The following is a 24,346-nucleotide window of genomic DNA, read 5'->3' as shown; positions in this document are numbered from 1 at the left end:
CATGTCGATGACGTTGCTGCCGCTGCGCGCCGCTGCCAGCCGCTGCCTGCTGGCGCTGTGGGCGCTGTGGGCGCTGGGATTCCTGGGCGTCGCGGCAGCCCAGCAAGGCGCCGCGCAGGCGGTGGAGCCGGCGGCCGAGCGCGGCATCAACGAGTGGCTGATGCGCATGCAGGAGGCCTCGCGCGAGCGCAGCTACGTAGGCACCTTCGTGGTCTCGTCCAGCGGCGGCGAGCTCTCCAGTGCGCGCATCTGGCATGCCGGCCACCCGACCCAGCAGATCGAGAAGGTGGAGGTGCTCACCGGTGCGCCGCGCTCGACCTACCGGCGCAACGAGGAAGTCCTCACCTTCCAGCCGGACGCCCGGGTGGTGCGCGCCGAGAAGCGCGAGGCCATGGGCCTGTTCCCCAACCTGCTGCATTCGTCCGACACCTCCATCCCCGACTTCTACACCGCGCGCCGGACCGGCGCGGAGCGGGTGGCCGGCTTCGATGCCGACGTGGTGCAGCTCGCCCCCAAGGACCACCTGCGGTTCGGCTACCGCGTGTGGAGTGAGAAGCGCACCGGGTTGGTGATGAAGCTGCAGACCCTGGACGACCAGGGCCGCGTGCTGGAGCAGGCGGCGTTCTCCGAGCTACAGCTCGACGTGCCGGTGCGGGGCGACAAGATCGCCCGCATGATGCAGCCGCCGGCCGGCTGGCGCGTGGAGCGCGCGCAGGCGGTCAAGACCGACGCGGCCAGCGAAGGCTGGATGCTGAAGGCAGCCGTGCCGGGCTTCAAGCCCATGAACTGCTACCGGCGCCCGGGCACGGGCGACGCCGCGAACGGCAGCCTGCAATGGATCTTCTCCGACGGCCTGGCCGCCGTCTCGCTCTTCATCGAGCCGTTCGACCGCGAACGGCACCAGCGCGAAGGGCTGATGGCGAGCGGCGCGACCCAGACCCTGACCCGGCGCATGGACGACTGGTGGGTGACGGCGGTGGGGGAGGTGCCGGTGCAGACGCTCAAGGCCTTCGCCCAGGGCATAGAGCGCCGCCGCTAGCCCGCATACGCACCGGTGCCGCGGCGCCGGCCCGCACCCCGGATGAACCTGTCGAGTAACGAGGTACACATGATCCGAATCGATTGGAAGAAGCTTCGCACCCAGGCCATGGCGTGCGCGCTGGCCTTCGCGGCCGCCACCCTGCTGGTGCAGCCGGCACCGGCGCTGGCCCAGTCGGCCCCGCAGCCGCGCACCGGGCTGCCCGACTTCACCGACCTGGTCGAGAAGGTCGGGCCTGCCGTGGTCAACATCCGCACCATGGAGAGGGTGCGCAGCAACCCGCAGGAACAGGGGCAGATGGACGAGGAGATGCAGGAGTTCTTCCGGCGCTTCTTCGGCACGCCCATGCCCAACATCCCGCGCGGTCCCCGCGGCCCGGGCCCCGGCCAGGAGCAGCCGCGCGGCGTGGGTTCGGGCTTCATCCTGAGCGCGGACGGCTTCGTCATGACCAATGCGCACGTGGTCGAGGGCGCCGACGAGGTGCTGGTCACCCTGCCCGACAAGCGCGAGTTCAAGGCCCGCATCGTCGGGTCCGACAAGCGCACCGACGTCGCGGTGGTGAAGATCGACGCCAACGGCCTGCCCTTCGTGAGGGTGGGCGACGTCAGCAAGCTCAAGGTCGGCGAATGGGTGATGGCGATCGGCTCGCCCTTCGGGCTGGAGAACACGGTCACGGCCGGCATCGTCAGCGCCAAGGCGCGCGACACCGGCGACTACCTGCCCTTCATCCAGACCGACGTGGCGATCAACCCCGGCAATTCCGGCGGGCCGCTGGTCAACCTGCGCGGCGAGGTGGTGGGCATCAACAGCCAGATCTACTCGCGCTCGGGCGGCTTCATGGGCATCTCCTTCGCGATACCCATGGACGAGGCGATGCGGGTGGCCGAGCAGCTACGGACCAACGGCCGCGTGACGCGCGGCCGCATCGGCGTGCAGATCGACCAGGTGACCAAGGACGTGGCCGAGTCCATCGGCCTGGGCAAGCCGCAGGGGGCCTTGGTGCGCAGCGTCGAACCGGGCGGCCCGGCGGCCAAGGCCGGCGTCGAGGCCGGCGACATCATCACCCGCTTCAGCGGCCAGGCCATCGAACGCGCCACCGACCTGCCGCGCCTGGTCGGCAACACCAAGCCGGGGACCCGTGCCGACATGACTGTGTTCCGCCGCGGTGGCTCGCGCGAACTGAGCGTGCAGGTGGCCGAGTTCGAGCCCGAGAAGCCGGTGCAGCGCGCGCAGGGCGCCGAGGAGCGCCCGCGCGGCTCCTCGTCGCCGGCGGCGCAGTCGATCGGCCTGGCCGTGAGCGACCTGTCGGAGGCGCAGAAGAAGGAACTGAACGTCAAGGGTGGGGTGCGAGTGGAAGCGGCGACCGAAGCGGCCGCGCGGGCCGGCATCCGCGAAGGCGACGTGATCCTGCAGATCGGCAACGCGGAAGTCGGCAGCGTGCGCGACTTCGACGCCGCACTGGCCAAGGCCGATCGCAGCAAGCCGATTCCGGTGCTGCTGCGCCGCGGCGAGCTGGCCACCTACCTGCTGATCCGGCCGCAGCGCTGAACCGCCCCCGGGTCGCAAACCCCGAACCCGCACTCGGGTTTGGGGTTTTTTGTTCCCGGTTGCCGGTGCGCTGTTGCGCGCCGCCCAAAGAAAATTGTGACGGTTGAGTTTCAGACTGATGTTTGCGCTCGCTAACTTGTTAGGAGCCGGTGATCCGATTTGGATAGAATCGGACCGTGCGCCTGCGGGTTTCCTGCATATGGATCGCGCCGGAACCCACCATGCGGGATGTCCACCCAGGCTCCCCGGCTGATCCACAGATCACCCACAAGTTGTCCTGCCGACTCGCCCACCAACCTGTTGATAAGCTGTGTATGAATTGCATGTTGCTGGGCTGCAACGAGGGGTCTGCGGCCATGGCCGGGCTGTACGGGCGGGGCTTTATGCCTACAATGAAGCTCCAACCATCGCAGTTGCCATAGATTGTTGGTTCAGGGCGCGTCGCCAAGCGGCGCGCCCTTTTTTCATGCCTTCGCTCCAAGCGAATCAAGCACTTAAGCGCTCCCGTTGATGAATCACATCAGAAATTTCTCGATCATTGCGCACATCGACCACGGCAAGTCGACGCTCGCCGACCGCCTGATCCAGCGCTGCGGAGGGCTTTCCGACCGGGAGATGGAAGAGCAGGTGCTCGACTCGATGGCGCTCGAAAGGGAGCGTGGGATAACCATCAAGGCGCAGACCGCTGCACTGCGCTACACGGCGCGCGACGGGCGCGTCTACAACCTCAATCTGATCGACACGCCGGGCCACGTCGACTTCTCGTACGAGGTGAGCCGCTCGCTGTCGGCATGCGAGGGTGCGCTGCTGGTGGTGGATGCGAGCCAGGGCGTCGAGGCGCAGACGGTCGCCAACTGCTACACCGCGCTCGACCTCGGGGTCGAGGTGCTGCCGGTGCTGAACAAGATGGACCTGGCGCAGGCCGATCCGGACAACGCCAAGGCGGAAATCGAGGACGTGATCGGCATCGACGCCTCCGAGGCGATCCCCTGCTCGGCCAAGACCGGCATGGGCATCGACGAGATCCTGGAGGCGATCGTCGCCAAGGTGCCGCCGCCGCGCGGCAACCCCGATGCCCCGCTGCGCGCCATGATCGTCGACAGCTGGTTCGACAGCTATGTCGGCGTGGTGATGCTGGTGCGGGTGGTCGACGGCAGCCTGAAGAAGGGCGAGCGCATCAAGCTGATGGCCACCGGTGCCGCCTACGAGGCCGGCAGCCTGGGCGTGTTCACGCCGTCCAACGAGCCGCGCGAGTCGCTGAACGCCGGCGAGGTCGGCTACATCATCGCCGGCATCAAGGAACTGCAGGCGGCCAAGGTGGGCGACACGGTGACGCTCGAGAAGAAGCTGCCGAACAACGCCGGCAGCGCCACCGAGCCGCTGCCCGGCTTCAAGGAGATCCAGCCGCAGGTGTTCGCGGGCCTGTACCCGGTGGAGGCCAACCAGTACGACAGCCTGCGCGACGCGCTGGAGAAGCTCAAGCTTAACGACGCCTCGCTGCAGTACGAACCGGAGGTCAGCCAGGCGCTGGGCTTTGGCTTCCGCTGCGGCTTCCTGGGCCTGCTGCACATGGAGATCGTGCAGGAGCGGCTGGAGCGCGAGTTCGACCAGGACCTGATCACCACCGCGCCCAGCGTCGTCTACCAGGTGGTCAAGGGCGACGGCGAGGTGATCATGGTCGAGAACCCCTCCCGGATGCCGGACCAGGGCCGGATCCAGGAGATCCGCGAGCCCATCGTCACCGTGCACCTGTACATGCCGCAGGAGTACGTCGGACCGGTGATGACGCTGGCCAACCAGAAGCGCGGCGTGCAGATCAACATGGCCTACCACGGCCGCCAGGTCATGCTGACCTACGAGCTGCCGCTGGGCGAGATCGTGCTGGACTTCTTCGACAAGCTGAAGTCGGTCAGCCGCGGCTACGCCAGCATGGACTACGAGTTCAAGGAATACCGGCCGTCCGACGTGGTGAAGGTGGACATCCTGCTCAACGGCGACCGGGTCGACGCGCTGTCCATCATCGTGCACCGCAGCCAGGCCCAGTTCCGCGGCCGCGCGGTGGTGGCCAAGATGCGCGAGATCATCAGCCGGCAGATGTTCGACGTCGCGATCCAGGCCGCGATCGGCGCCAACATCATCGCCCGCGAGACCGTCAAGGCGCTGCGCAAGAACGTGCTGGCAAAATGCTACGGCGGCGACATCACCCGCAAGCGCAAGCTCCTCGAAAAACAGAAGGCAGGCAAGAAGAGAATGAAGCAGATCGGCTCGGTCGAAGTCCCCCAGGAAGCATTCCTCGCCATCCTGCAGGTCGAGGAATGAGGCCGCAGCGCCGCCAGCGCCCCCTGGCCCCGGTTGCACGGGCTGCCGGCAGGAGGGGCTGAATCCATGCCGGTCCTCACCGCCGCGGTCCTCGCGGGATTCGCCGGGTATGCCCTGGCCTGGTACCTCGGCATCGTCGAGGGCAACTTCGCGCTGCTGCTGTTCCTGGCCACGGTCGTCACGGGCCTGTACTGGGTCGCCGAACGCCTGCTGTTCCTGCCGCGCAGGCGCCGCGCCGCCGAAGCGGTGGCGCAGCAGGCCGAGCAGCGTCGCGCCCAGCTCGCCGCCCAGGGCATCAGCCAGGTCGACGGCCCCGACATCGCCCAGGCCCGCCAAAAGCTGCTGATGCAGCCCTGGTGGCTGGACTGGACCGCCGGCCTGTTCCCGGTGATCCTGGCGGTCTTCGTCCTGCGCTCCTTCCTGTTCGAGCCGTTCAAGATCCCGTCCGGATCCATGATCCCGACGCTGATGGTCGGCGACCTGATCCTGGTGAACAAGTTCGCCTACGGCCTGCGCCTGCCGGTGTTGCACACCCGGGTCACCGAGGGCACGCCGCCGGCGCGCGGCGACGTGATGGTGTTCCGCTACCCGCCCAAACCGAGCCTGGACTACATCAAGCGCGTGATCGGCGTGCCGGGCGACGAGGTGGCCTACCTGAACAAGCGGCTGACCATCAACGGCCAGCCGGTCCCCACGCAGCCGCTGTCCGACTTCTTCGAGGAGGACGCCATGCGCTACTCGCAGCAGTTCCGCGAGACGCTGGGCGGCAAGACCTACCGGGTGCTGAACGACAAGGACCGGCCCGCGTTCGTGCCGGGCGTGGAGGACTTTCCGGATCGCGGGAATTGCCGCTACAGTGTCGAGGGCGTCGTCTGCAAGGTGCCGCCCGGGCACTACTTCATGATGGGCGACAACCGGGACAATTCGCTCGATTCGCGCTACTGGGGCTTCGTGCCGGAGCGCAACATCGTCGGCAAGGCATTCTTCATCTGGATGAACTTCGGCGACCTCGGGCGGATCGGCGGTTTCCAATAAAGAGTCTGCAGGAGTAGCGAGGGGTACACATGAAGCACAGTTCCAAGCGCCGCCAGGCGGGCATTTCGTTCTTTGGCCTGGTCTTCGTCATCGCGGTGCTGGCCGGCGGCGGGGTGCTGCTGGCACAGGCCGTGCCGACCATGATCGAATTCCAGGCCGTGGTCAAGGCGATGGAGAACGCCAAGAACGCCGGCGGCCCGGTCGAAGTGCGCACCGCGTTCGAGAAGGCGGCGAACGTCGACGACATCAAGTCGGTGACCTCCAAGGACCTGGTGATCACCCGCGCCAACGACCGCAACGTGCTCAAGGTCGCGTACAACAAGGAAATCCACATGTTCGGCCCGGCGTACCTGCTGCTCAAGTACGCCCATACGACCAAGTAGGACCGGCGTGGATGGCGATGCGGCGGGTCTCGGCGAACTGCAGTCGCGACTGCAGCACCGGTTCGCGCAGCCACGGTTGCTTCAGCGGGCGCTGACGCACCGCAGTTTCTCGTCCGAGCACAACGAGCGGCTCGAATTCCTCGGCGACGCCGTCCTCAGCCTCGCCGTCTCGTCCATGCTGTACGAACAGCTGGGCTCGCTGGCCGAGGGCGACCTCTCGCGCGTGCGGGCCAACCTGGTCAAGCAGGAGACGCTGCACCAGCTGGCGGTCGGGCTGGGCCTGCCCGAGCTGCTGCGGCTGGGCGAGGGTGAGGCGCGCTCCGGCGGCCGGCGCCGGCCCTCCATCCTGGCCGATGCGCTGGAGGCGGTCATCGGCGCCGTGCACCTGGACGCCGGCTATGGCGCCGCCGAAGCCGTGGTGCAGCGACTCTTCCGGGACGTGACCATCAGCCCGGGCATGCAGGCCGCGGCCAAGGACCCCAAGACCGAGTTGCAGGAATGGCTGCAGGCCCGCAAGATGAAGCTGCCGGTCTACCGCGTCGCCGGCGTGCTGGGCGCAGCCCACAAGCAGACCTTCGACGTGGAGTGCGAGATCCCCGAGTTGGGCGCCAGCGAACGCGGGATCGGCAGCTCGCGCCGTGCCGGCGAACAGGCCGCGGCCGCCGCCATGCTGCTGGCGCTGAAATCCAGGACCCGATGAACCCCGAAGAGCCGCCTTCCCCGACCGCAACCCCCGGCACCGACGACCCGGGGCAGCGCTGCGGCGTGGTCGCCATCGTCGGCAAGCCCAACGTCGGCAAGTCCACCCTGCTCAACGCACTGGTCGGCCAGAAGATCAGCATCACCTCGCGCAAGGCCCAGACCACGCGCCACCGGATCACCGGCATCCGCACCATAGGCGCCTCGCAGTTCATCTTCGTGGACACGCCGGGCTTCCAGACCCGCCATGCCACGGCCCTCAACCGCTCGCTGAACAAGACGGTGCTGGGTGCCATCGGCGACGTCGACCTGGTGCTGTTCGTGGTCGAGGCCGGGCGGTTCACGCTGGGCGATGCCAAGGTGCTGTCGCTGCTCAAGCCGGAGGTGCCGGCCGTGCTGGTGGCCAACAAGCTGGATACGGTGCATCGGCGCAGCGAGCTGGCGCCCTGGCTGCGCGACATGCAGGAGCGGCACCCCTTCGCCGAATTCGTGCCGATGTCGGCCAAGAACCCGAAGGACGTCGCCCGCTTGTTCGACATTTGCGGCAAGTACCTGCCGCAGCAGCCGTGGTGGTACGGCGAGGACGAGCTGACCGATCGCAGCGAGCGCTTCCTGGCGGGCGAGACGGTGCGCGAGAAGCTGTTCCGGCTGACCGGGGAGGAGCTGCCCTACACCTCGACCGTGGTGGTCGAGAAGTTCGAGGAGGAGCCCAGCCCGCAGCACGGCCGCTTCGTGCGCATCGCCGCCACCATCGTGGTCGAGCGCGACAGCCACAAGGCCATGGTGATCGGCGACAAGGGCGAGCGGCTCAAGCGCATCGGCACCGAGGCCCGGGAGGAGCTGGAGAAGTTGCTGGGCGCCAAGGTGTTCATCGAACTGTGGGTCAAGGTGCGCACCGGCTGGGCCGACGACGAGGCACGGGTGCGCAGCTTTGGCTACGAGTAAGCGCACCGCCGACGAACCCGCGTTCGTCCTGCACCGGTACGACTGGAGCGAGTCCAGCCTGATCCTGGAGGTGTTCACGCGCCGCCATGGCCGCGTGGCGCTGGTCGCCAAGGGCGCCAAGCGCCCGAGTTCCAGCTTCCGCCCGGTGCTGCTGCCGCTGCAGCCGCTGCGCCTGGCGTTCGGCGGCGACGCGGAGATCCGCACGCTCAAGGGGGCGGAATGGGTGGGTGGCCAGGTCATGCCGACCGGCGATGCGCTGCTGTCCGGCTATTACCTGAACGAGTTGCTGCTGCGGCTGCTGGCGCGCGACGATCCGCATCCACGGCTGTTCGACGCCTACGCCGCCGCCGTCCAGGTGCTGGCCTCCGAGCATGGCGAGGCGCTGGAGCCGGCGTTGCGCGCGTTCGAGCTGCTGCTGCTGCGCGAGACCGGCCTGCTGCCGGCGCTGCAGCTGCAGACCCTGACGCTGGAGCCCGTGCAGCCGCAGGCCCGCTACAGCCTGCAGCCCGAAGGCGGGCTGGTCGCCGCGCCGGAGGGCGAGCGCGCCAGCACGCCCGGCACGCAATGGCAGGTCCTGCAGGCCGCGCTGGACGACGCGGCGCCCTTCACCGCCGTCCTGCGCGCGGCCGCCGGCATGCCCGAACTCAAGCCGCAGCTGCGCCGGCTGCTGCACTACCATTGCGGCGTCGCCACGCTGCGCACCCGCCAGCTGATGCTGGACCTCCAGTCCCTATGAACCCGAACCGCACGGCCCTGTCCGTCAACCTGAACAAGGTCGCGCTGGTGCGCAACACCCGGCACCTGGGCATCCCCAGCGTGACCCGCGCCGCCTCGATCTGCCTCCAGGCCGGGGCGCAGGGGATCACGGTGCATCCGCGGCCGGACGGGCGCCATATCCGAGGCGAGGACGTGACCGGGTTGAGCGAACTGGTCGGCCACCATCCGGACGCCGAGTTCAACATCGAAGGCAACCCCTTCCACAACCTCATGGAGTACGTGCGGCGCCTGCGCCCGCACCAGTGCACCTTCGTGCCCGACAGCGAGGGCCAGTTCACCAGCGACCACGGCTGGAGCTTCCCCGCCGACGCCGACCGGCTGCGCCCGGTGGTGCAGGAGGCCCGTGCGCTGGGCGTGCGCGTCAGCCTGTTCATGGACCCGCTGCCGCAGATGATGGCGGCGGCGCGCGCCGTCGGCGCCGACCGGGTGGAGCTCTACACCGAAAGCTACGCACGGGCCTGGGGCACGGTGCGCCAGGACGACGTGCTGCGCGGCTTCGCCGAGGCCGCCCGCGCCGCGCAAGCCGCCGGCCTGGGCGTCAATGCCGGCCATGACCTCAATCGCGACAACCTGACCGCCTTCCTGCGGGCCGTCCCGGGGGTGCAGGAGGTGTCGATCGGCCATGCGTTCATCGCCGACGCCCTGGAGCTGGGTTACGCGGCCACCGTGCGCGAGTACCAGGCGTGCATAGCCCGCGCGTTCGCCTGAGCGCGATGAGCCTCGTGCCCCTCGGAGGTGCCGCGTGATCTACGGCATAGGCACCGACATCTGCGACGTGCGCCGCATCCGGGCCTCGCTCGAGCGCCACGGCGAACGCTTTGCTCGCCGCATCCTGGCCGACGGCGAGCTGGAGGTCTTCCACGCGCGCAGCGCCCGCTGGCCCGAGCGGGGCGTGCGCTACCTCGCCACCCGCTTCTCGGCCAAGGAAGCCTTCAGCAAGGCGGTGGGCCTGGGCATGCGCATGCCCATGACCTGGCGCCACTGCGAAGTCGCCAAGCTGCCCAGCGGCCAGCCGGTGCTGCTGCTGCACGGGGCGCTCAGGCAGTGGTTCGAGGCGCGCGGGCTGAAGGCCCACCTGAGCGTGACCGACGAGAGCGACTACGCGGCCAGCTTCGTGGTCGTCGAACAGCAGGAACAACAAGCAACCGCATGAACGAACACGCCCCCGTCATCCTGGACATCGCCGGCACCGAACTCACCGCCGTCGACCGCCGCCGGCTCGAGCACCCGCTCACCGGCGGCCTGATCCTGTTCACGCGCAACTGGCAGGACCACCGCCAGCTCACGCAGCTGTGCGCCGACATCAAGGCCGTGCGGCCCGATGCGCTGATCTGCGTGGACCACGAGGGCGGGCGGGTCCAGCGGTTCCGGCACGGCGGCTTCACGCACCTGCCGCCCATGCGAGCGTTCGGCGAGCTGTGGATGCGCGACGCGCTGGCCGCCACCAACGCGGCCACGGCGGCCGGCTACGTGCTGGGCGCGGAGCTGCGCGCCTGCGGCGTCGATTTCAGCTTCACCCCGGTGCTGGACCTCGACTGGGGCGCCTCGGGCGTGATCGGCGACCGCGCCTTCCATTCGGACCCGCGTGTGGTCGCCATGCTGGCCAAAAGCCTGGTGCTGGGCCTGCTGCAGGCCGGCATGGCCAACTGCGGCAAGCACTTCCCGGGCCACGGCTTCGTCAAGGCCGATTCTCACACCGAGGTGCCGGTCGACCGGCGCAGCCTGAAGGCCATCCTGGCCGACGACGCCGCGCCCTATGGCTGGCTGAACATGTCGCTGACCAGCCTGATGCCGGCCCACGTGATCTACCCGAAGGTCGACAAGCTGCCGGCCGGCTTCTCGCGGCGCTGGCTGCAGGAGATTCTGCGCGAGCAGCTGGGTTTCGCAGGCGCGGTGTTCAGCGACGACCTGAGCATGGAAGGGGCCCGCCGTATCGATGGGCGGCTGGTCAGCTACACCGAAGCAGCCGAGGCGGCGCTCGAAGCGGGCTGCGACATGGTGCTGCTGTGCAACCAGTCACTGGGCGACGGGCAGGCCGTGGATGAGCTGCTGGACGGGCTGGCCGAGTCGCAGGTGCAGGGGCGCTGGACCGCCCGCCCTGCGAGCGAGCACCGCCGGCTGGCGCTGCTGCCGGTTGGCCAGCCACTGGGCTGGGACGAGCTGATGGTGCAGCCGCGCTACATGCAGGCGCTGCGCCTGCTGCCCTGACCTGAATGGCCGCAAGGCAGAACCCCGATGCATTGGAAGACGAAGGCCCGGATTTTCCGCTTGCTGTCCGCGCTGCCCCTCGGGGCCCAAGTCCACTACCTGCTGCAAAGGCATGTGACGCGCGAGTGGCCCCGGCGGGCGGGCTACCTTGACGAACTGCTGGCAGCTGCGACCCGCCTCTTTTCGGATGCCGATGCGCGCATGGACGTGAGGCATTCCCATTTCGTTGAGATCGGCGCCGGCCGGGACATGGCCGTCGCGGTGGCGCTGCGCCTGATGGGAGTCCGACGCATCACCTGCGTCGACATCGACCGGCTGGCGCGGCTGGACCTGGTCGAGCATGCGGCCCGCTACATGGCTTCCCGGCTGGGGGTACCGGCCCCGTCGCTCCGGAACTGGCAGGACCTTCGGGACTTCGGCATCGAGTACGTCGCGCCTGCAGAACTCGCGTCGGTGCGCCTGGCCGACGGTTCCGTCGACTGCTTCTACTCCGTCGACACGCTGGAACACATTCCCCGTCCGGCACTCGAGAAGCTGTTCGCCGAAGTCTTGCGCATCCTCAAGCCCCAGGGACTGGCGATCAACTTCATCGACTACGGTGATCACTACGCCCGAGGGGATGCCGGGCTGCAGTTCAATTTCCTGACGTTCTCGGACGAAGCCTGGAAGCCGTACAACTCGAAATTCCAGTACGTCAACCGATTGCGGCACAGCGAATTCCTGGAACTGTTTGCGCAGGCGGGATTCCGCGCTTTGGCCGTGCAGCCCCACGTCGAAGCGCCTCCCGCCGAGGTGGTGCAGCGCCTGGATGCCCGCTTCCACCGGTTCTCCATGGAGGACCTGTTCACCGTGCGCGCGAAGATCGTGGCGGTGCCGGCGGCGGAGTAGGCGCGCGGCCGTCGCCTGCCGCGCGCCGTCAGCCCTCTCGCCGCAGCGCCGGGAACAGGATCACGTCCCGAATGCTGGGGCTGTCGGTCAGCAGCATCATCAGCCGGTCGATGCCGATGCCGCAGCCGCCGGTGGGCGGCATGCCGTACTCGAGCGCGCGCACGAAATCGTGGTCGAAGTACATGGCCTCGTCGTCGCCGGCGTCCTTGGCATCGACCTGGGCGGCGAAGCGCGCGGCCTGGTCCTCGGCGTCGTTCAGCTCGGAGAAGCCGTTGGCCATCTCGCGCCCGGTGATGTACAGCTCGAAGCGCTCGGTGACCTCCGGCCGCTCGTCGTTGGCGCGCGCCAGCGGCGAGATCTCGGTCGGGTGCTCCATGATGAAGGTAGGCTGCCAGAGCTTTTCCTCCACCGCTTCCTCGAAGTACAGCACCTGCAGTCCGGCCAGCGAGCGGCCGGACAGGCGGTCCTTCTCTTCGGACAGGCCCAGCTTCTTGAGGGCCGCGATGAGCCATTCACGGTCGTCCGCGCCGGCGCCGGCATCGGTGTGCCTGGCGATCGCCTCGCGGATGGTCAGGCGCTCGAAGGGGGCGGCCAGGTCCACCGGCCGGCCCGCGTACGCGAGCTGCAGCGTGCCCGTTGCCTTCTGCGCGGCGTCGCGCACGAGTGCCTCGGTGAAGTCCATCAGGTCCTGGTAGTTCCAGTACGCCGCATAGAACTCCATCATCGTGAACTCGGGGTTGTGGCGCACCGAGATGCCTTCGTTGCGGAAGTTGCGGTTGATCTCGAACACCCGCTCGAAGCCGCCCACGATCAGCCGCTTGAGGAACAGCTCCGGCGCAATGCGCAGGAACATCTGCTGGTCCAGCGCGTTGTGGTGGGTCACGAAGGGCCGCGCATTGGCGCCGCCGGGAATGGGGTGGAGCATGGGCGTCTCCACTTCCAGGAAGCCGTGCTGCACCATGAAGTCGCGGATGCCGGAGATCGCCTTGCTGCGGGCAACGAAGCGCTTGCGCGCGTCCTCGTCGGTCATCAGGTCGACGTAGCGCTGCCGGTACTTCATCTCCTGGTCCGCGATGCCGTGGAACTTGTCCGGCATCGGCCGCAGGCTCTTGGTCAGCAGGCGGATCGAGGTGGCATGCAGTGACAGTTCGCCGGTGCGCGTCTTGAACACCTTGCCCTCGGCGCCCAGGATGTCGCCCAGGTCCCAGTGCTTGAAGGCGGCGTAGGCCTCCTCGCCGACCGCATCGCGCGTGACATAGACCTGGATGCGCCCGCTGGCATCCTGCAGCGTGGCGAAGCTGGCCTTGCCCATCACCCGCTTGAGCATCATGCGGCCGGCCACGCGGGCCACCGTGCCTTCGGCCTCGAGCTGCTCGGCCGGCTTGTCGCCATGCGCCGCATGCAGGTCGGCCGCGTGGTCGCCGGGCTTGAAGTCGTTGGGGAAGGCGACGCCCTTGCCTTCGCGCTGCGCCTCGCGCAGGGCCCTCAGCTTTTCTCGGCGCTCGGCGATCAGCTGGTTGTCGTCCTGGGGCGGGGGCGGCGTGGCGCCGGGGGTATGGGTCATGGTCGGGGTGGGACTGCGCGGCAAACCCGCCATTTTAGTTTCTGCCTAGTGGGAGACGCCGCGCGCTCCGACCACGTTCAGCGCCGTCAGCAGGATGATCTTCAGGTCGAGCCACAGGCCCTGGTGCTCGAGGTACCAGGCGTCCAAGGCCACCTTGGCCGGTATCGGCAGTTCGTCGCGACCGTTGACCTGGGCCCAGCCGGTCAGCCCCGGGCGCAGCCGGTGCACCCCGCGCTCCGTGCGCAGCGCCACCAGGTCGTCCTGGTTGAACAGGGCGGGGCGGGGTCCGACGATGCTCATGTCGCCCTTCAGGATGCTCCACAACTGCGGCAGTTCATCCAGGCTGCTGCGCCTCAGCAGCCTGCCCACCGGCGTGATCCACTGCTGCGGATCGGGCAGCAGGTGGGTCGCCACGGCCGGCGTGCCGGTCCGCATGGAGCGGAACTTGGGCATGCGGAAGTTCGTGTTGCCGCGGCCCACGCGTTCGGACCAGTAGAGCACCGGCCCGGGCGACGTGAGCTTCACCAGCAGCGCCACCCCCGCGATCACCGGGGCCAGCAACACCACGGCGCTGCCGGCCAGCAGGATGTCCATCAACCGCTTGCTCATGCGGTCCATGCGCGTGCGGCGCGGCGCACGCCCTCTTCGGCCGGAATCGCCGGCGTCCAGCCGAGCACCCGCCGTGCCTTGGACGCATCCACCTGCAGGGACGCGCACAGGCTCTCGGCCAGCCGCCGCCGGCCCAGCAGCGTGGCAGCCGCCAGCAGCAGCGGCGGTGCGATGCCGGGCAGCCACGCCGGGCGCCCCAGCCCTTCGCCGATGCAGCGCGCGAGCTGGGGCGTCGAAAGGTCCTCGGCATCCCCCGCCAGGAACAGCTCGCCGCTTGCGGCGGGATGGTCGAGGCAGAGCACCAGCAGGTCGAGCAGGTTGTCGATGCCGATGAAGGTGCGGGCGTTGCGCACCCTTGCCACCGGCAACGGAAGCCCGCGGCGCACCAGTTCCACCAGGCGCCCGAAGTTGCCCGGGGCCTGCGGCCCGTAGACGAGCGGCGGGCGCACGATCACGAGTCCGGTGGCGGTGCCGGCCGTGGCCGCCGCCACGGCATCCTCGGTGCGCAACTTGCTCAGTGCGTAAGGCTCCACGGGGCGCGCCGGGCTGGCCTCCGTGAAGGGGCCGGAATCGGTGTGGTTGCCGAGGACGCCGACGGAGCTCACCAGCACGAAGCGCGGCACGCGGGCACGCACCGCGGCATGGGCCAGGGCCTGTCCCGCCCGGACGCTCCCCGCGAATTCCTGCGGGCTGCCACTGCGGTGCGCCAGCGCCGCCAGGTGCACCACGCCGGCGGCACCGTCGCAGGCCGCATCGAGTGCGGCCGCGTCCTCGTAGCTGGCCAGGGTCGAAGCCCGCACCCCGGTGAGCGGCGCGCCCGCTCGCCGCGACACGGCCAGCACCGGGCGGCCCAGCTCCTGCAGCCGGCGCACCAGCGCGCTGCCGACGAAGCCGCTGGCACCGGTGACGACGATCGTGCCCTGCGCCATGAGCTTCAGAAGCGGCGGTACTTGCGCGCCCCGTTGACGGCGTAGCGCGTGAAGTGCCAGGCGGCGGCGAGCGGTCCCAGGCCCTCGATGTGCCGGTAGGCCTTCCAGACCTCCTGCGCCGATCGCCGCTTGTTGCGCGAGACGGACCGGGGCTGTACGCGGTAGCGCATGAGGTCCTCGTCCAGCCCGTGCGCGACGAAGCCGCGCCGGAGGATGCCGAGCCAGCAGGCGAAATCGTCGTAGTACACGCGCTGCATGCGGACTTCGCCCACCTGATCGCGGTCCAGCACGACGGTGGACGTCGCGATCGCGGTATCCCCCAGCAGTTGCCTGTAGGTGAGCGTTCGCGGCACGCCGATGTAGCCGCCGACGCGGGCGCCGTCCTGGCTCATGCGCCGGAAGCCGGTGAAGGTGAGCACCGAGCGATGGGCGCGCGCGTGGGCGAGCGTTCGCTCCAGCTTCGCCGGCAGCCAGACGTCGTCGCTGTCGAGGAAGGCCAGCCACCGCCCGCGCGCGGCAGCCAGTGCGGCGTTGCGTGCCGCTGCCGGCCCGCCGTTCTTCTCGAGCGCCAGCAGCCGGATGCGGGGATCGCGCGCCGCCCAGGCGGCCACGATGGCGCGCGTGTCGTCGGGCGAACAGTCGTCGGCGACCAGCATCTCCCAATCGCCATGGGTCTGGGCGAGCACCGAAGCGATGGTGTCCCCGATCGTGCCCGAGGCACGCCACGCGGGGACGATGATGGAGACCAGTTCCGAGCTCATGCGGTGGACTCGACCGGGCCCCGCACCGAGAACAGCAGGCAGAAATTGCCCTGGTGATCGCGCTGCGCGGAGGCGACCACGTGACGGTAGTAGACGTGGTCGACGGCATCGCCGAAGAAGGACAGGATCTCCTCGCACGATGCGATGCGCTTGCGGGCCCCTGGAAGGTAGCCGAGGCTGGCCACGATCTCCTCCTGGCTGAGAGGGCTGTATTCCACGCCCACGGCGATGATGCCGCCCGGCCGCGTGATGCGCACGATCTCGCGCGCCGCCCGTCCCGGCTCCTCGCTGTAGGCGAGCACCCAGCCGAGGATGACGGCGTCGAAGCTGCCATCGGGATAGCGCGTGCTGTGCATGTCGCCGAGTTGCACCTTGGGCGAATAGGAGATCAGGTCTAACGCCTCGATTCGCGACCACATGAACCCGTGCGCCGCCAGGCTGAGCAGCTCGCCCTCGGAGCGCGGCCCGATGCTCAGGATGCGGGCGTCGGTGGGCAGCGTTTCCAGCACCGACAGGGGCCGCACCAGCAGGTGCGAGCGGTTCACCGCCAGGTCGCGCAGCCCGCGCAGGTTGTGTGAGACCGTGTGGCCGGCCACGGCGGCATCGGCGCCGCGGCCGGCGTCCAGCGTCGCCAGGCGGCGCCGGACCTTGACGAACCAGAAGTAGCGCAGCGCCACCACCAGGTAACGGAGCAGGTCGACCAGCAGCAACTGGTCCAGCGTATGTCGCAACGTCCCCTTCACCCGCCGGACGTCACTGGGATTGGGCATGGCTCATTCGTCCTTTCGTGGAATCGCTTGCACGCAGCGCGAAGGCGCTGCCTGCGGTGGCGGCATGGCTGGCAGCGGCAAGCACGAAGCTGAGCCAGCAGACGTCGAGGACCGTGGGCGCGAAGCCGCCCCGGCCGGCGAGGAACAGTACCCAGCCACCCGCGGCGGCCGCCCCTACGCCGAGCTGGAGCTTCAGCAACTGCCGCTCGTGGTTGCAGATCAGCAGGAAGCTGGACCAGTAGTCGGAGACCCGCAGCACGGCCGCGGCCAGCAGGGGCCACAGCAGTTCGATGGCCGGCGCATAGGCGGGGAACCAGCGGCGGATGGCGAACTGCGCGAGCTCGTGCGCCGGCCAGGCGAGCACCAGGGCCGCCGCGAGGGTGGCCAGCGATACCCCGCTGGACAGTCGGAAGGCGGCGCCCGTCCCCTGCAATCCGAAGCGGCGCGCGATCATGGGGTGGACGGTGGCATTCACCATGTTCTGGATCGATTGCGCTGCCAGCAGCACGATGGCGGCAAAGGCGAACTGGGCGAATGCCGCCGGCGCCAGCCAGCTCACGGCCACCCACCGGTCCAGGTTGAGGAGCACGAAGCTCACGATGGAGACCGTCAGCATGACGCCCGCGGTGGCCCAGGCGGGCCGCCGCCAGCCGCGGCGGGCGAGTGTTGCGAGCAGGCCCAGGCTGCAGCGGCCCCGCCGCAGCAGCGCGCCCAGGATGCCCCCGATCAGCGCGAGCGATAGCACCGCCTCGGTCGCCAGCACCAGCGCCGGCGATCCGGTCGCCCAGGCCACCAGCGCGCCGCCACCCACCACGGGGCCGGCGCGCACGAGGTTCTGCCAGGCATAGCGCAGGGCGTCGCCGCGGCTTCGGCTTTCCACCGTCGCCACCACGAACAGCTGCTGCGACAGCCCGTGCAGCACGCCCAGCACGGCCACCATTGGGTGCGCCTGGACGATGCCGGCCGCAAGGGCAGCGGGCAGCACGGCCACCAGGGCGCAGGCGGCGCCGACCCAGACGGCCTGCAGCAGCAGCACCAGGGCGGCGCGCTCGCGCCCGCGCGCCAGCAGGATCGGCATGTCCCGCTGCAGCAGTTGCTGCAGGCCCAGGCAACCCAGCATGCAAAAGGTGGTGGACAGCAGCAGCCCGGTGTTGTATTGGGCGAACGCCTCCACGTCGAACAGGCGCGCCGCCACCATGAGGCGCAGCATCATCAGCGCCATCGCGGCGGCGAGCACGGGCAGGTACCAGAGCTGCCGCCACTGGCGCGAGGTCAGCAAGGCTGCTTCCTCATGCCGGTTGGCCGCCGGCCGGGAGCAGGCCCAGGGCCCCGGGCGCTCGCCGGTCGTGCAGCACACCGTAGTCGAACAGCGCGAACTGCACCTGAAGCAGCAGCCGCGGCGCCCTCGTCGGCGTGCGGCCCTTGTGGATGCACAAGGTGTTCTCGGCGAAGCCGGTGCCGGCCGGCCCGCAGATCTCGGTGACCGCGGCTGGCGGGTAGGTGGCGGTCACCTCCTCGTCGGTGTAGCGGCGCAGCACCCAGCGGTCGGCCCAGGAACGTGCCGGCGGGCGCGCCTGCGAACCGACCACGCACACGTGGGCGCCGTCGCCGGGCTCCACGTCGGTGACGTAGAAGAAGAACTTGAGGAAGCGGAAGTCGTCGACGTCGCGGTGGAACAGGTGAGCGTGCCGGTCCCGATCTTCCTCCAGAGCCTGCACCGGGAAGGTCCACCAGAGGTTCACGCCGACCATCCTCGGCACGGACCCGAGATGGCGAGCGGCCAGCCAGTGCAGCAGCGGGTCCTGCGAGACCTGCCCGATCACCGGGCAGCGGGTGGCGGCATTGAAGAACTGTGCCAGCAGGATCGGCTTGCCCAGGCTCGCCTGCGCCTGCGCCTGCTCGCGCCGGGCCGCCGTGAAGCCCTGCGTCTCCACCCGGTCCGCGTGGCACTCGGCCTCCTGCGCGAAGCGCTCGATCGCCTCCACCACCTGCGGCGGCAGGCGCAAGCCGAGCGCCAGCCCGCCGGCTTCCAGCTCGCGCAGGAACTGATCCGGGTCCGGCAGTGCGAACAGCGAATCGGCCAGCCGCGCCTCGCAATTGGCCAGGAAGCCAGGCAGCCGACCCGCGTGCGCTTGCCGGCGGGCTGCGGCGACCATCCGGCGCACGGTGGCGAAGCGGCCCAGGCCGCGCATCAGCGTATAGCCGGGCGCCTTCGCCATGCCCCTGGCGAGCGTTTTCAGCAGCGGCATTCAGCGGTCCCCCACCTGCATCCAGCCGCGCACCCTGTCGATCGGGCGGAACAGCAGGCGCCGTTGCACGGGTTCGCCGCGGGCGGGTCCTGCGTCGGCCGGCGCGGCGGGCCGGCCGAAGGCCCCCCAGTCGCGGCGGGCGATCGCCTCGAGCACCACGCCTTCGCCGGCCAGGTCCGGCGCCCAGGCCGCGTCGTCGGGCTCCAGGGTGCCGGTTGCCAGCAGGCGCATCAGCCGGTCGGGATCGGCGCGGTCGGCGTAGCGGTAGGCGCTGCTCGAGGTTGCCTGCAGCGCCCGGGTGTACTGCGCGATCCGGTAGGCCATGGTGTAGCCGAAGCGCAGCGCCCGCCGGGTGACCTCGCGCGCGCGCTCCGGTGGCAGCGCCGGTTGGAGCGGGTCCAGGTGCGCGAGATCGTCCGGCCGGTGCACGTTCTCGGTGAAGCCGCCCAGGTGGTAGGTCGAGGGCGTCGTGGTGACGATCCGCTTGCCCAGCACGCCGGCCTCGAAGGCGGCGCTGCCCGACTGGAGAACCAGCAGCTCGCATTGCTCGATCAGGTGCATGGTGCTGGTGGGGTCGGCACTCGGGATCACGTGAATGCCCAGCCCCTGTGCCCAGCGCGTGTAGAACTGCTCGGGCCGGCGCCCGTCGTTCTTGCCGATGCGCTCCGCCCAGTTCGGGTGGCAGCGCAGCACGATGTCGGAAGGCGAAAGCTCAAGACGCGCCATCAGCCCCTCCATCGCCGCCATGGGATCGCCCCAGCCGGAGCGCCAGTCCTCGTGCCCCCAGATCTCGTTGTTGCTGCTGGGCAGGAACAGCACCTTGCGACGGGCCGCCGCCACCGGCCACGGCGTGGCGACGGCGTTGACGTTGTAGGCACGCCATTCCGTGTGGTTGCGGCGCAGGAAGCGCCGGGCCGCCAGTTCCGCCGCGCGCGTGGCCTGCTCCCGGGTGAGCGGCCGGTCCTTCCATTCGGACACCAGGCGCCAGACCGACTGCAGGCCCAGGCAATGCTCGTCCGGCAGCAACTGGAGGCCGTCGCCGAACCAGGTGCGCTCGAAGCTGAGCACGCGGATCCCGGCCGCGCGCGCAGCCTCGAGGATGGCGCGGGTCGCGTCCATGCGCCCATTGAACAGGCACAGGGCATCGAGCCGCTCGCGCCGGATCCATTCGGACGCCGCCGCATACGCCTTTGCCACGGCGGGCGCGAGCCGGTCGCGCAGCTGCAGGAACTCCTCGCTCTCGTACTCCGCCGGTGCTTCGAAGCGGCCCAGCGTGCTCGCACTGGACGCTGCCCATTCACGCGCCTGCTTCGTGGCCATGCCCGGTTCCGGCTGCAGGGCGCCGATGGCGGTCACGTGGCTGCCGGCATAGGAACGCACGCCGCCCGCGCGGCACATCGCGCATTCCATCCAGTCCGGGCGCACGTCGCGCAGCAGGCGCGTGTAGCAGGCCGGCAGGTCGCTGTCGCAGGCGAGGAACAGCGCCTCGTGCCCGGCCTGTTGCACGAGGCGGGCCAGGAACATCATCTGCTCGACGTGGGGCCGCCAGGCATAGACGCTGGCGAAGCCGATGCGCAGCGGCGTCATGGGCAGGCGCGAGGGTGGCAGGCAGCGTGGGAGCTTCGCATCGCTCAGGCGATCAGGTCCCAGCTCAGCGGCGTGCCGCGGGCGATGTCGCGCGCCGCCTTCTTGCCGAGCGCGATGCGCTGGTACTTGGGCGCGAGGCCGTGGCCGGGCCGGATGATGCGCAGGTTGGCCGTCGTGAACGCCTCGCCCGCCCGCACGTCGGCCACCACGTAGACCGAGCGGCGATAGGCGAGCGACTTCACTTCCGCCGGCGTAGGACCGTAGTTCACGCCGCCGAGGGACTGCCAGGCCCGCTCCGTTTCGGTGACCAGGGCCCGCAGTTCGCCGGGCTCCAGCGAGAAGGCGCTGTCCACGCCACCGTCGGCGCGTGCCAGGGTGAAGTGCTTTTCCACGACGACGGCCCCCAGCGCCACCGCCGCCACCGCGACCCCCACGCCCATGGTGTGGTCGCTCAGGCCGATGTCGCAGCCGAACAGATCGCGCATGTGCGGGATGGTGCGCACGTTGCTGTCCTGCGGCGTCGCCGGATAGGTGCTGGTGCACTTGAGCAGCACGAGGTCGCGGCAGCCTGCGCCGCGCGCGGTACGCACCGCCTCGTCGAGCTCGGCCGCGGTCGCCATGCCCGTGGACATGATGATCGGCTTGCCGGTCCGCGCCACCCTCTCGATGAGCGGCAGGTCTATGTTCTCGAAGGATGCGATCTTGTACAGCGGCACGTCCAGCGATTCGAGGAAGTCTACCGCGCTCGCGTCGAAGGGCGAGGAGAAGCCGATCATCCCGTGCCGGCGGCAGCGCTCGAAGATGGGGGCATGCCACTCCCAGGGCGTCTGCGCTTCCCGGTACAGGTCGTGGAAGCTGCGGCCCTTCCACAGGCTGCCCGGGTCGTTGATGAAGAAATCGCCGCCGCCTGCCTCGATGGTCATCGTGTCCGGCGTGTAGGTCTGGATCTTCAGCGCGTGCGCGCCGGCAGCGGCCGCGGCGTCGACGATGGCGAGCGCGCGCTCCAGCGACTGGTTGTGGTTGCCGGACATCTCGGCGATCACGAAAGGCGGGGCGTCGGGTCCGATGGGCCGGCCGGCAAGGATGAAAGGCATGGTGTCGTGGCGTGTTCCGGGTCTAGCGCAGCGAGCGCCCGAGCATGAAGGCTTCGGCGCGGGCAACGCCGGCGCTGGCACCCCGCCAGGCCGCGAGCGCGTCGATGGCCTCGCGCGAACGCGGGTGCGGCGCCGGCCGCAGCTCGGCGGCGTAAGCCTCCAGGGCCGCCATTTTCGCTGCCAGCGCCGGCCCGATGTCCACGAACACCGTGGGTGCGAAGGCGGTCGCAGGCGAGCCCGGGCGCCACTCGGTGGACGAGGGCACCTCGAAGAACAGCAATTCGCGGACGCAGGAGCCCGGTAGCGGCCGGCAGGCGGCGAGCACCGCCTCGTGGGCGATGCGGTGGTCGATGTTGACGTCGCCGTGGTGATGGGTGAGCACGGTGGCGGGCTGCACGCGCCCGAGCACTGCCTCGATCGCCTGCACCACCTGCAGCAGATCCACCGTGTCGAGCCGGTTGTCGGGCAGGCCCAGGCAGGTCACCGAGGCCACCCCCAGTGCCTCGCCCGCGCGTTGCGCCGCGGAGGCGCGAGCCGCAGCCTCGTCGATACCGGCCTGGGGGCGGGCGCTTTCGCCGTCGGCCAGGATCAGCACGTGCACGGCCCGGCCTTCGCCCGCCAGGCGCGCGATCGTGCCGCCGCAACCGAGCACTTCGTCGTCGGGGTGGGCGGCGACCACCAGCACGGGGGCGCGGTCCTGGTTCATGGCGTTCTCAGTCGGATGCGGACGTCGGCGATCACGTGGTCGTCCTTCAGGCTGGCGCGGCTGAATTCCAGCCGCAGGTTGCCCACCTCCAGGAAGGCAGGCGGATAGGAATGGCCGTCCAGCATGCGGACGGCGTCGAACACCTGCTGCAGGCTGGCCAGCGCTGCGATGTCGCCGTCGGCCGGGGTGCGGCGGCGGAACACCGTGGGCTGTCCCTCCTGCGGCACCGGCTCGGGCCGGCGCCGCACGATCTCCAGGATCATGCCTTCCATCTCGCGGGCAGCCCGCTGCAGGATCTCGTCCGCCGTGCCCAGCAGGCTCATGGGGCGGCGCAGGTAGACCGGCCCGGCGTCCATCTCCTGCACGCAGCGCAACGCGCAGAGGGTGGTGGCCTCCTGCCCGGCCGCGATCTGGTTCTGGATCGGGCTGCCGCCGCGCCCCTCGGGCAGGTTCGCCAGGTGGAAGACCACGCAGGCGTGGCGCTCGTGGATTTCCGCGGGGATGCGGTGGGACCAGTGGGTGAAGAACAGGTATTCGGGCGCAGCGGCCTGCCACGTGCCCGCGGCCAGCTCCTCCGGAGTCTCGATGGCGATCACGCGCAAGCCGGCCGCCTCCAGCGCGGCACGCAGGCGCCGGTGCGCGGGCATGCGGCTCGCAACGAGGATGGTCGTCATCGGGGCTCCATCATGGCTGTCGTGGAACTGCGGAATTCGCGGCAGGGCTGGCCCTGGTGGACCGCCGCGCTCTCGGCAAAGCCGAGGCCGCGGAAGACGCCCAGCGAAGCCGCATTGTCCGCCTTGACCAGCGCCTTCAGTTCGGCGAAGCCCCGGCGGCCGCGGAAGAATCCGATGGCACCGGCCAGCAGGCGCCGGCCGTGGCCCCAGCCGCGATGGGCGGAATCGAGCGCGTAGTCGATGCTCCACGCCTCGCCCGTGCGGTCGAAGCGAACCTGCCCCACCGGCGTGCCGGCGCGTGAGCAGGCGATTACGATCAGGCAGTCGTCGGCGCGCGCGAGGCGCTGCCGGAACCAGGCGTGGTGGCCCGCGGGGGTGATGGTAGACGGGTCGAAGGCCTGCGCGCGCGCCTGCGGCTCGTTGGCCCAGGCCAGCAGCAGTTCCTCGTCGGTGGCTTCGGCGGCGCGGAATTGCCAGGGCATCCCGCCCGCGAGGGCCAGCACCGCGGCCACGCGGGCGCTGCCGCGGCCGTCCACCAGGCAGCGGCTGGCGCGAACCAGGGCAAGCCGCCGGCGCGGTTCGTCGAGCAGGCGGCGCACCGCGCGCCCGATCGCCTCCACGCCGGGATCCGGCCGCTGCAGCCATTCCACCGCGCCGCGCGCGGCCAGTTGCGGCAGCACCGCGCCCTGGTTGGCCGCGATCTGCAGCGCGAGCGTGGGGGCGCCCAGGCAGCAGCGCTCCCAGGCCGCGCCGCCGCCGGCGCCCACCTGCAGGTCGTGCCGGGCGAAGAAGTCGGCCAGGTCCGGCAGGCCGGCGAGGACGCGGGTGCCCGGCCACCGGCGCGCCAGCTCCTCGTGGGCCGCGAAATGCGGGCTGCGCCGCGAGGACACCAGCTCGATCGAGCCCTCGAACCCGGCCACCTCGCGGCAGGCCCGCAGCACCCGGCCGCCGAAATCGTCCAGGTCGGCGCCACCCATGAAGATGCCGATGCTGGCCACGTGGCGGCGGAACCGGTAGCGCGGCGCCTGGGCATAGATCCCGGCGAGCAGTGCATGGCGTGGGCCGAGCAGGGTGCGCGCGGCCGCCGGCAGGCGTCCTTCGTACTTGCCGCTGCCATCGGGCTGCAGGTTCTGGTCGATGAGCAGGTCCACCGCCAACGGGCGGTCGCCCAGGTCGTCGATGGCGGCGATGCGCGCCGAGGTGGCCGCGGACAGGGCGCCATGCCAGCGCGCGTCCAGCGCGTAGTGATCCACCAGCACCCAGTCCGGGGCGAAGCCGGCCAGTGCCCGGGCGGTTTCCCGTGCATCCTGCTCCCAGGCCACCCCGGCCCAGTCGGCATGGGGTGGATCGTCCGGGCGCGCGACGAAGCACGGCGGAGGCTTGGGCAGCCAGGCATGCGCCTGCCCTTCGGATTCGATGGCGGCGCTGAGGGCGTCGTGGCGGCGGCAGATGAACAGGGTGTCCACGCCCTCGGCGTTCAGGGCGCGCGCCAGCGACAGGCAGCGCCGCAGGTGGCCGGTGCCGATGCGCCCGGATGCATCGGTGCGCAGCGCCACCCGCAT

24 protein-coding genes are annotated in these 24,346 nt (G+C 70.1%); 12 read left to right on the top strand and 12 right to left on the bottom strand.

What is annotated here, in order from left to right; translation table 11 throughout:
* The first annotated feature begins 1 nt into the window (after position 1).
* The 12 genes from VEC03_RS02140 (at position 2) to VEC03_RS02085 (ending at position 11,841) form a co-directional block, all read left to right on the top strand.
* Entirely contained in the window at positions 2-1,039 is a 1,038-nt protein-coding gene (locus tag VEC03_RS02140; RefSeq protein ID WP_324912485.1) for a MucB/RseB C-terminal domain-containing protein, read from the top strand.
* Between the two features lie 69 nt (positions 1,040-1,108).
* Positions 1,109-2,587, top strand: coding sequence for a DegQ family serine endoprotease (locus tag VEC03_RS02135; RefSeq protein WP_324912484.1), 1,479 nt, complete (start codon positions 1,109-1,111; stop codon positions 2,585-2,587).
* A gap of 510 nt (positions 2,588-3,097) precedes the next feature.
* On the top strand, positions 3,098-4,906 hold the full coding sequence (lepA, locus tag VEC03_RS02130) for a translation elongation factor 4 (RefSeq protein WP_324912483.1): 1,809 nt from the start codon (positions 3,098-3,100) through the stop codon (positions 4,904-4,906).
* Between the two features lie 66 nt (positions 4,907-4,972).
* Entirely contained in the window at positions 4,973-5,941 is a 969-nt protein-coding gene (lepB, locus tag VEC03_RS02125; protein ID WP_324912482.1) for a signal peptidase I, read from the top strand.
* A 29-nt stretch (positions 5,942-5,970) separates the two neighbouring features.
* On the top strand, positions 5,971-6,324 hold the full coding sequence (locus VEC03_RS02120) for a DUF4845 domain-containing protein (RefSeq protein WP_324912481.1): 354 nt from the start codon (positions 5,971-5,973) through the stop codon (positions 6,322-6,324).
* 7 nt (positions 6,325-6,331) lie between these two features.
* Entirely contained in the window at positions 6,332-7,024 is a 693-nt protein-coding gene (gene rnc, locus VEC03_RS02115; protein WP_324912480.1) for a ribonuclease III, read from the top strand.
* Positions 7,021-7,968 (top strand): GTPase Era, encoded by a 948-nt coding sequence (gene era, locus VEC03_RS02110; RefSeq protein WP_324912479.1) that lies wholly within the window; start codon positions 7,021-7,023, stop codon positions 7,966-7,968. Before rnc ends, era begins: the two co-directional genes overlap by 4 nt.
* Complete coding sequence (gene recO, locus VEC03_RS02105) at positions 7,955-8,704, top strand: DNA repair protein RecO (RefSeq protein ID WP_324912478.1); 750 nt, start codon at positions 7,955-7,957, stop codon at positions 8,702-8,704. The genes era and recO overlap by 14 nt, the downstream gene beginning before the upstream one ends.
* Positions 8,701-9,453 carry a pyridoxine 5'-phosphate synthase gene (locus tag VEC03_RS02100; protein ID WP_324912477.1) on the top strand — a complete coding sequence of 251 codons (753 nt, stop codon included), beginning with the start codon at positions 8,701-8,703 and terminating at the stop codon, positions 9,451-9,453. Before recO ends, VEC03_RS02100 begins: the two co-directional genes overlap by 4 nt.
* Before the next feature lie 34 nt (positions 9,454-9,487).
* The gene (acpS, locus tag VEC03_RS02095) at positions 9,488-9,898 is read left to right on the top strand and encodes a holo-ACP synthase (RefSeq protein ID WP_324912476.1); all 411 of its coding nucleotides are present in this window, start codon (positions 9,488-9,490) and stop codon (positions 9,896-9,898) included.
* A complete protein-coding gene (nagZ, locus tag VEC03_RS02090; RefSeq protein ID WP_324912475.1) occupies positions 9,895-10,953 on the top strand; it encodes a beta-N-acetylhexosaminidase in 1,059 nt (352 codons plus the stop codon). The genes acpS and nagZ overlap by 4 nt, the downstream gene beginning before the upstream one ends.
* 60 nt (positions 10,954-11,013) lie before the next feature.
* A complete protein-coding gene (locus VEC03_RS02085; protein ID WP_324912474.1) occupies positions 11,014-11,841 on the top strand; it encodes a class I SAM-dependent methyltransferase in 828 nt (275 codons plus the stop codon).
* Positions 11,842-11,869: 28 nt separating this feature from the next.
* Here VEC03_RS02085 and lysS read toward each other — a convergent pair whose 3' ends face one another.
* From lysS to pseG, 12 genes are read right to left on the bottom strand one after another with little or no spacing between them, the layout of a single operon-like run.
* A complete protein-coding gene (gene lysS, locus VEC03_RS02080; RefSeq protein ID WP_414708444.1) occupies positions 11,870-13,405 on the bottom strand; it encodes a lysine--tRNA ligase in 1,536 nt (511 codons plus the stop codon).
* Positions 13,406-13,450: 45 nt separating this feature from the next.
* A complete protein-coding gene (locus VEC03_RS02075) occupies positions 13,451-14,014 on the bottom strand; it encodes a sugar transferase (RefSeq protein WP_324912472.1) in 564 nt (187 codons plus the stop codon).
* Positions 14,011-14,943, bottom strand: a complete 933-nt coding sequence (locus VEC03_RS02070) for an NAD-dependent epimerase/dehydratase family protein (protein WP_324912471.1) — start codon at positions 14,941-14,943, stop codon at positions 14,011-14,013. The genes VEC03_RS02075 and VEC03_RS02070 overlap by 4 nt, the downstream gene beginning before the upstream one ends.
* Positions 14,944-14,948: 5 nt before the next feature.
* Positions 14,949-15,704 (bottom strand): glycosyltransferase family 2 protein, encoded by a 756-nt coding sequence (locus VEC03_RS02065; protein ID WP_324912470.1) that lies wholly within the window; start codon positions 15,702-15,704, stop codon positions 14,949-14,951.
* Positions 15,701-16,474, bottom strand: coding sequence for a class I SAM-dependent methyltransferase (locus VEC03_RS02060; RefSeq protein WP_324912469.1), 774 nt, complete (start codon positions 16,472-16,474; stop codon positions 15,701-15,703). The genes VEC03_RS02065 and VEC03_RS02060 overlap by 4 nt, the downstream gene beginning before the upstream one ends.
* On the bottom strand, positions 16,458-17,753 hold the full coding sequence (locus VEC03_RS02055) for a hypothetical protein (protein WP_324912468.1): 1,296 nt from the start codon (positions 17,751-17,753) through the stop codon (positions 16,458-16,460). Before VEC03_RS02055 ends, VEC03_RS02060 begins: the two co-directional genes overlap by 17 nt.
* Before the next feature lie 10 nt (positions 17,754-17,763).
* Positions 17,764-18,723 (bottom strand): hypothetical protein, encoded by a 960-nt coding sequence (locus VEC03_RS02050; RefSeq protein ID WP_324912467.1) that lies wholly within the window; start codon positions 18,721-18,723, stop codon positions 17,764-17,766.
* Entirely contained in the window at positions 18,724-20,310 is a 1,587-nt protein-coding gene (locus VEC03_RS02045; protein WP_324912466.1) for a hypothetical protein, read from the bottom strand.
* Between the two features lie 44 nt (positions 20,311-20,354).
* The gene (gene pseI / locus VEC03_RS02040) at positions 20,355-21,404 is read right to left on the bottom strand and encodes a pseudaminic acid synthase (RefSeq protein ID WP_324912465.1); all 1,050 of its coding nucleotides are present in this window, start codon (positions 21,402-21,404) and stop codon (positions 20,355-20,357) included.
* A 22-nt stretch (positions 21,405-21,426) separates the two neighbouring features.
* Entirely contained in the window at positions 21,427-22,110 is a 684-nt protein-coding gene (locus VEC03_RS02035) for a PIG-L family deacetylase (protein ID WP_324912464.1), read from the bottom strand.
* Entirely contained in the window at positions 22,107-22,784 is a 678-nt protein-coding gene (locus tag VEC03_RS02030; protein ID WP_324912463.1) for a hypothetical protein, read from the bottom strand. The genes VEC03_RS02035 and VEC03_RS02030 overlap by 4 nt, the downstream gene beginning before the upstream one ends.
* On the bottom strand, positions 22,781-24,346 hold the full coding sequence (gene pseG, locus VEC03_RS02025; protein ID WP_324912462.1) for a UDP-2,4-diacetamido-2,4,6-trideoxy-beta-L-altropyranose hydrolase: 1,566 nt from the start codon (positions 24,344-24,346) through the stop codon (positions 22,781-22,783). Before pseG ends, VEC03_RS02030 begins: the two co-directional genes overlap by 4 nt.

The sequence above is a fragment of the Ramlibacter sp. genome (genome assembly GCF_035627355.1).
In the GTDB taxonomy this organism is placed as follows: domain Bacteria; phylum Pseudomonadota; class Gammaproteobacteria; order Burkholderiales; family Burkholderiaceae_C; genus Ramlibacter.
Note: the sequence above shows the minus strand (reverse complement) of the source record. Positions and strands in the feature narration are given on the sequence as shown.

Bases quoted from the DNA above. Each gene is read 5' to 3' on its own strand.
- VEC03_RS02035 (WP_324912464.1), bottom strand. From the start codon at position 22,110: ATGAACCAGGACCGCGCCCCCGTGCTGGTGGTCGCCGCCCACCCCGAC.
- VEC03_RS02045 (WP_324912466.1), bottom strand. From the start codon at position 20,310: ATGACGCCGCTGCGCATCGGCTTCGCCAGCGTCTATGCCTGGCGGCCC.
- VEC03_RS02060 (WP_324912469.1), bottom strand. From the start codon at position 16,474: ATGCCCAATCCCAGTGACGTCCGGCGGGTGAAGGGGACGTTGCGACAT.
- VEC03_RS02100 (WP_324912477.1), top strand. From the start codon at position 8,701: ATGAACCCGAACCGCACGGCCCTGTCCGTCAACCTGAACAAGGTCGCG.
- VEC03_RS02135 (WP_324912484.1), top strand. From the start codon at position 1,109: ATGATCCGAATCGATTGGAAGAAGCTTCGCACCCAGGCCATGGCGTGC.
- VEC03_RS02030 (WP_324912463.1), bottom strand. From the start codon at position 22,784: ATGACGACCATCCTCGTTGCGAGCCGCATGCCCGCGCACCGGCGCCTG.
- VEC03_RS02120 (WP_324912481.1), top strand. From the start codon at position 5,971: ATGAAGCACAGTTCCAAGCGCCGCCAGGCGGGCATTTCGTTCTTTGGC.
- lepB (WP_324912482.1), top strand. From the start codon at position 4,973: ATGCCGGTCCTCACCGCCGCGGTCCTCGCGGGATTCGCCGGGTATGCC.
- VEC03_RS02065 (WP_324912470.1), bottom strand. From the start codon at position 15,704: ATGAGCTCGGAACTGGTCTCCATCATCGTCCCCGCGTGGCGTGCCTCG.
- era (WP_324912479.1), top strand. From the start codon at position 7,021: ATGAACCCCGAAGAGCCGCCTTCCCCGACCGCAACCCCCGGCACCGAC.
- nagZ (WP_324912475.1), top strand. From the start codon at position 9,895: ATGAACGAACACGCCCCCGTCATCCTGGACATCGCCGGCACCGAACTC.
- VEC03_RS02070 (WP_324912471.1), bottom strand. From the start codon at position 14,943: ATGGCGCAGGGCACGATCGTCGTCACCGGTGCCAGCGGCTTCGTCGGC.
- pseG (WP_324912462.1), bottom strand. From the start codon at position 24,346: ATGCGGGTGGCGCTGCGCACCGATGCATCCGGGCGCATCGGCACCGGC.
- lepA (WP_324912483.1), top strand. From the start codon at position 3,098: ATGAATCACATCAGAAATTTCTCGATCATTGCGCACATCGACCACGGC.
- pseI (WP_324912465.1), bottom strand. From the start codon at position 21,404: ATGCCTTTCATCCTTGCCGGCCGGCCCATCGGACCCGACGCCCCGCCT.
- VEC03_RS02075 (WP_324912472.1), bottom strand. From the start codon at position 14,014: ATGAGCAAGCGGTTGATGGACATCCTGCTGGCCGGCAGCGCCGTGGTG.
- VEC03_RS02050 (WP_324912467.1), bottom strand. From the start codon at position 18,723: ATGCCGCTGCTGAAAACGCTCGCCAGGGGCATGGCGAAGGCGCCCGGC.
- lysS (WP_414708444.1), bottom strand. From the start codon at position 13,405: ATGACCCATACCCCCGGCGCCACGCCGCCCCCGCCCCAGGACGACAAC.
- VEC03_RS02140 (WP_324912485.1), top strand. From the start codon at position 2: ATGTCGATGACGTTGCTGCCGCTGCGCGCCGCTGCCAGCCGCTGCCTG.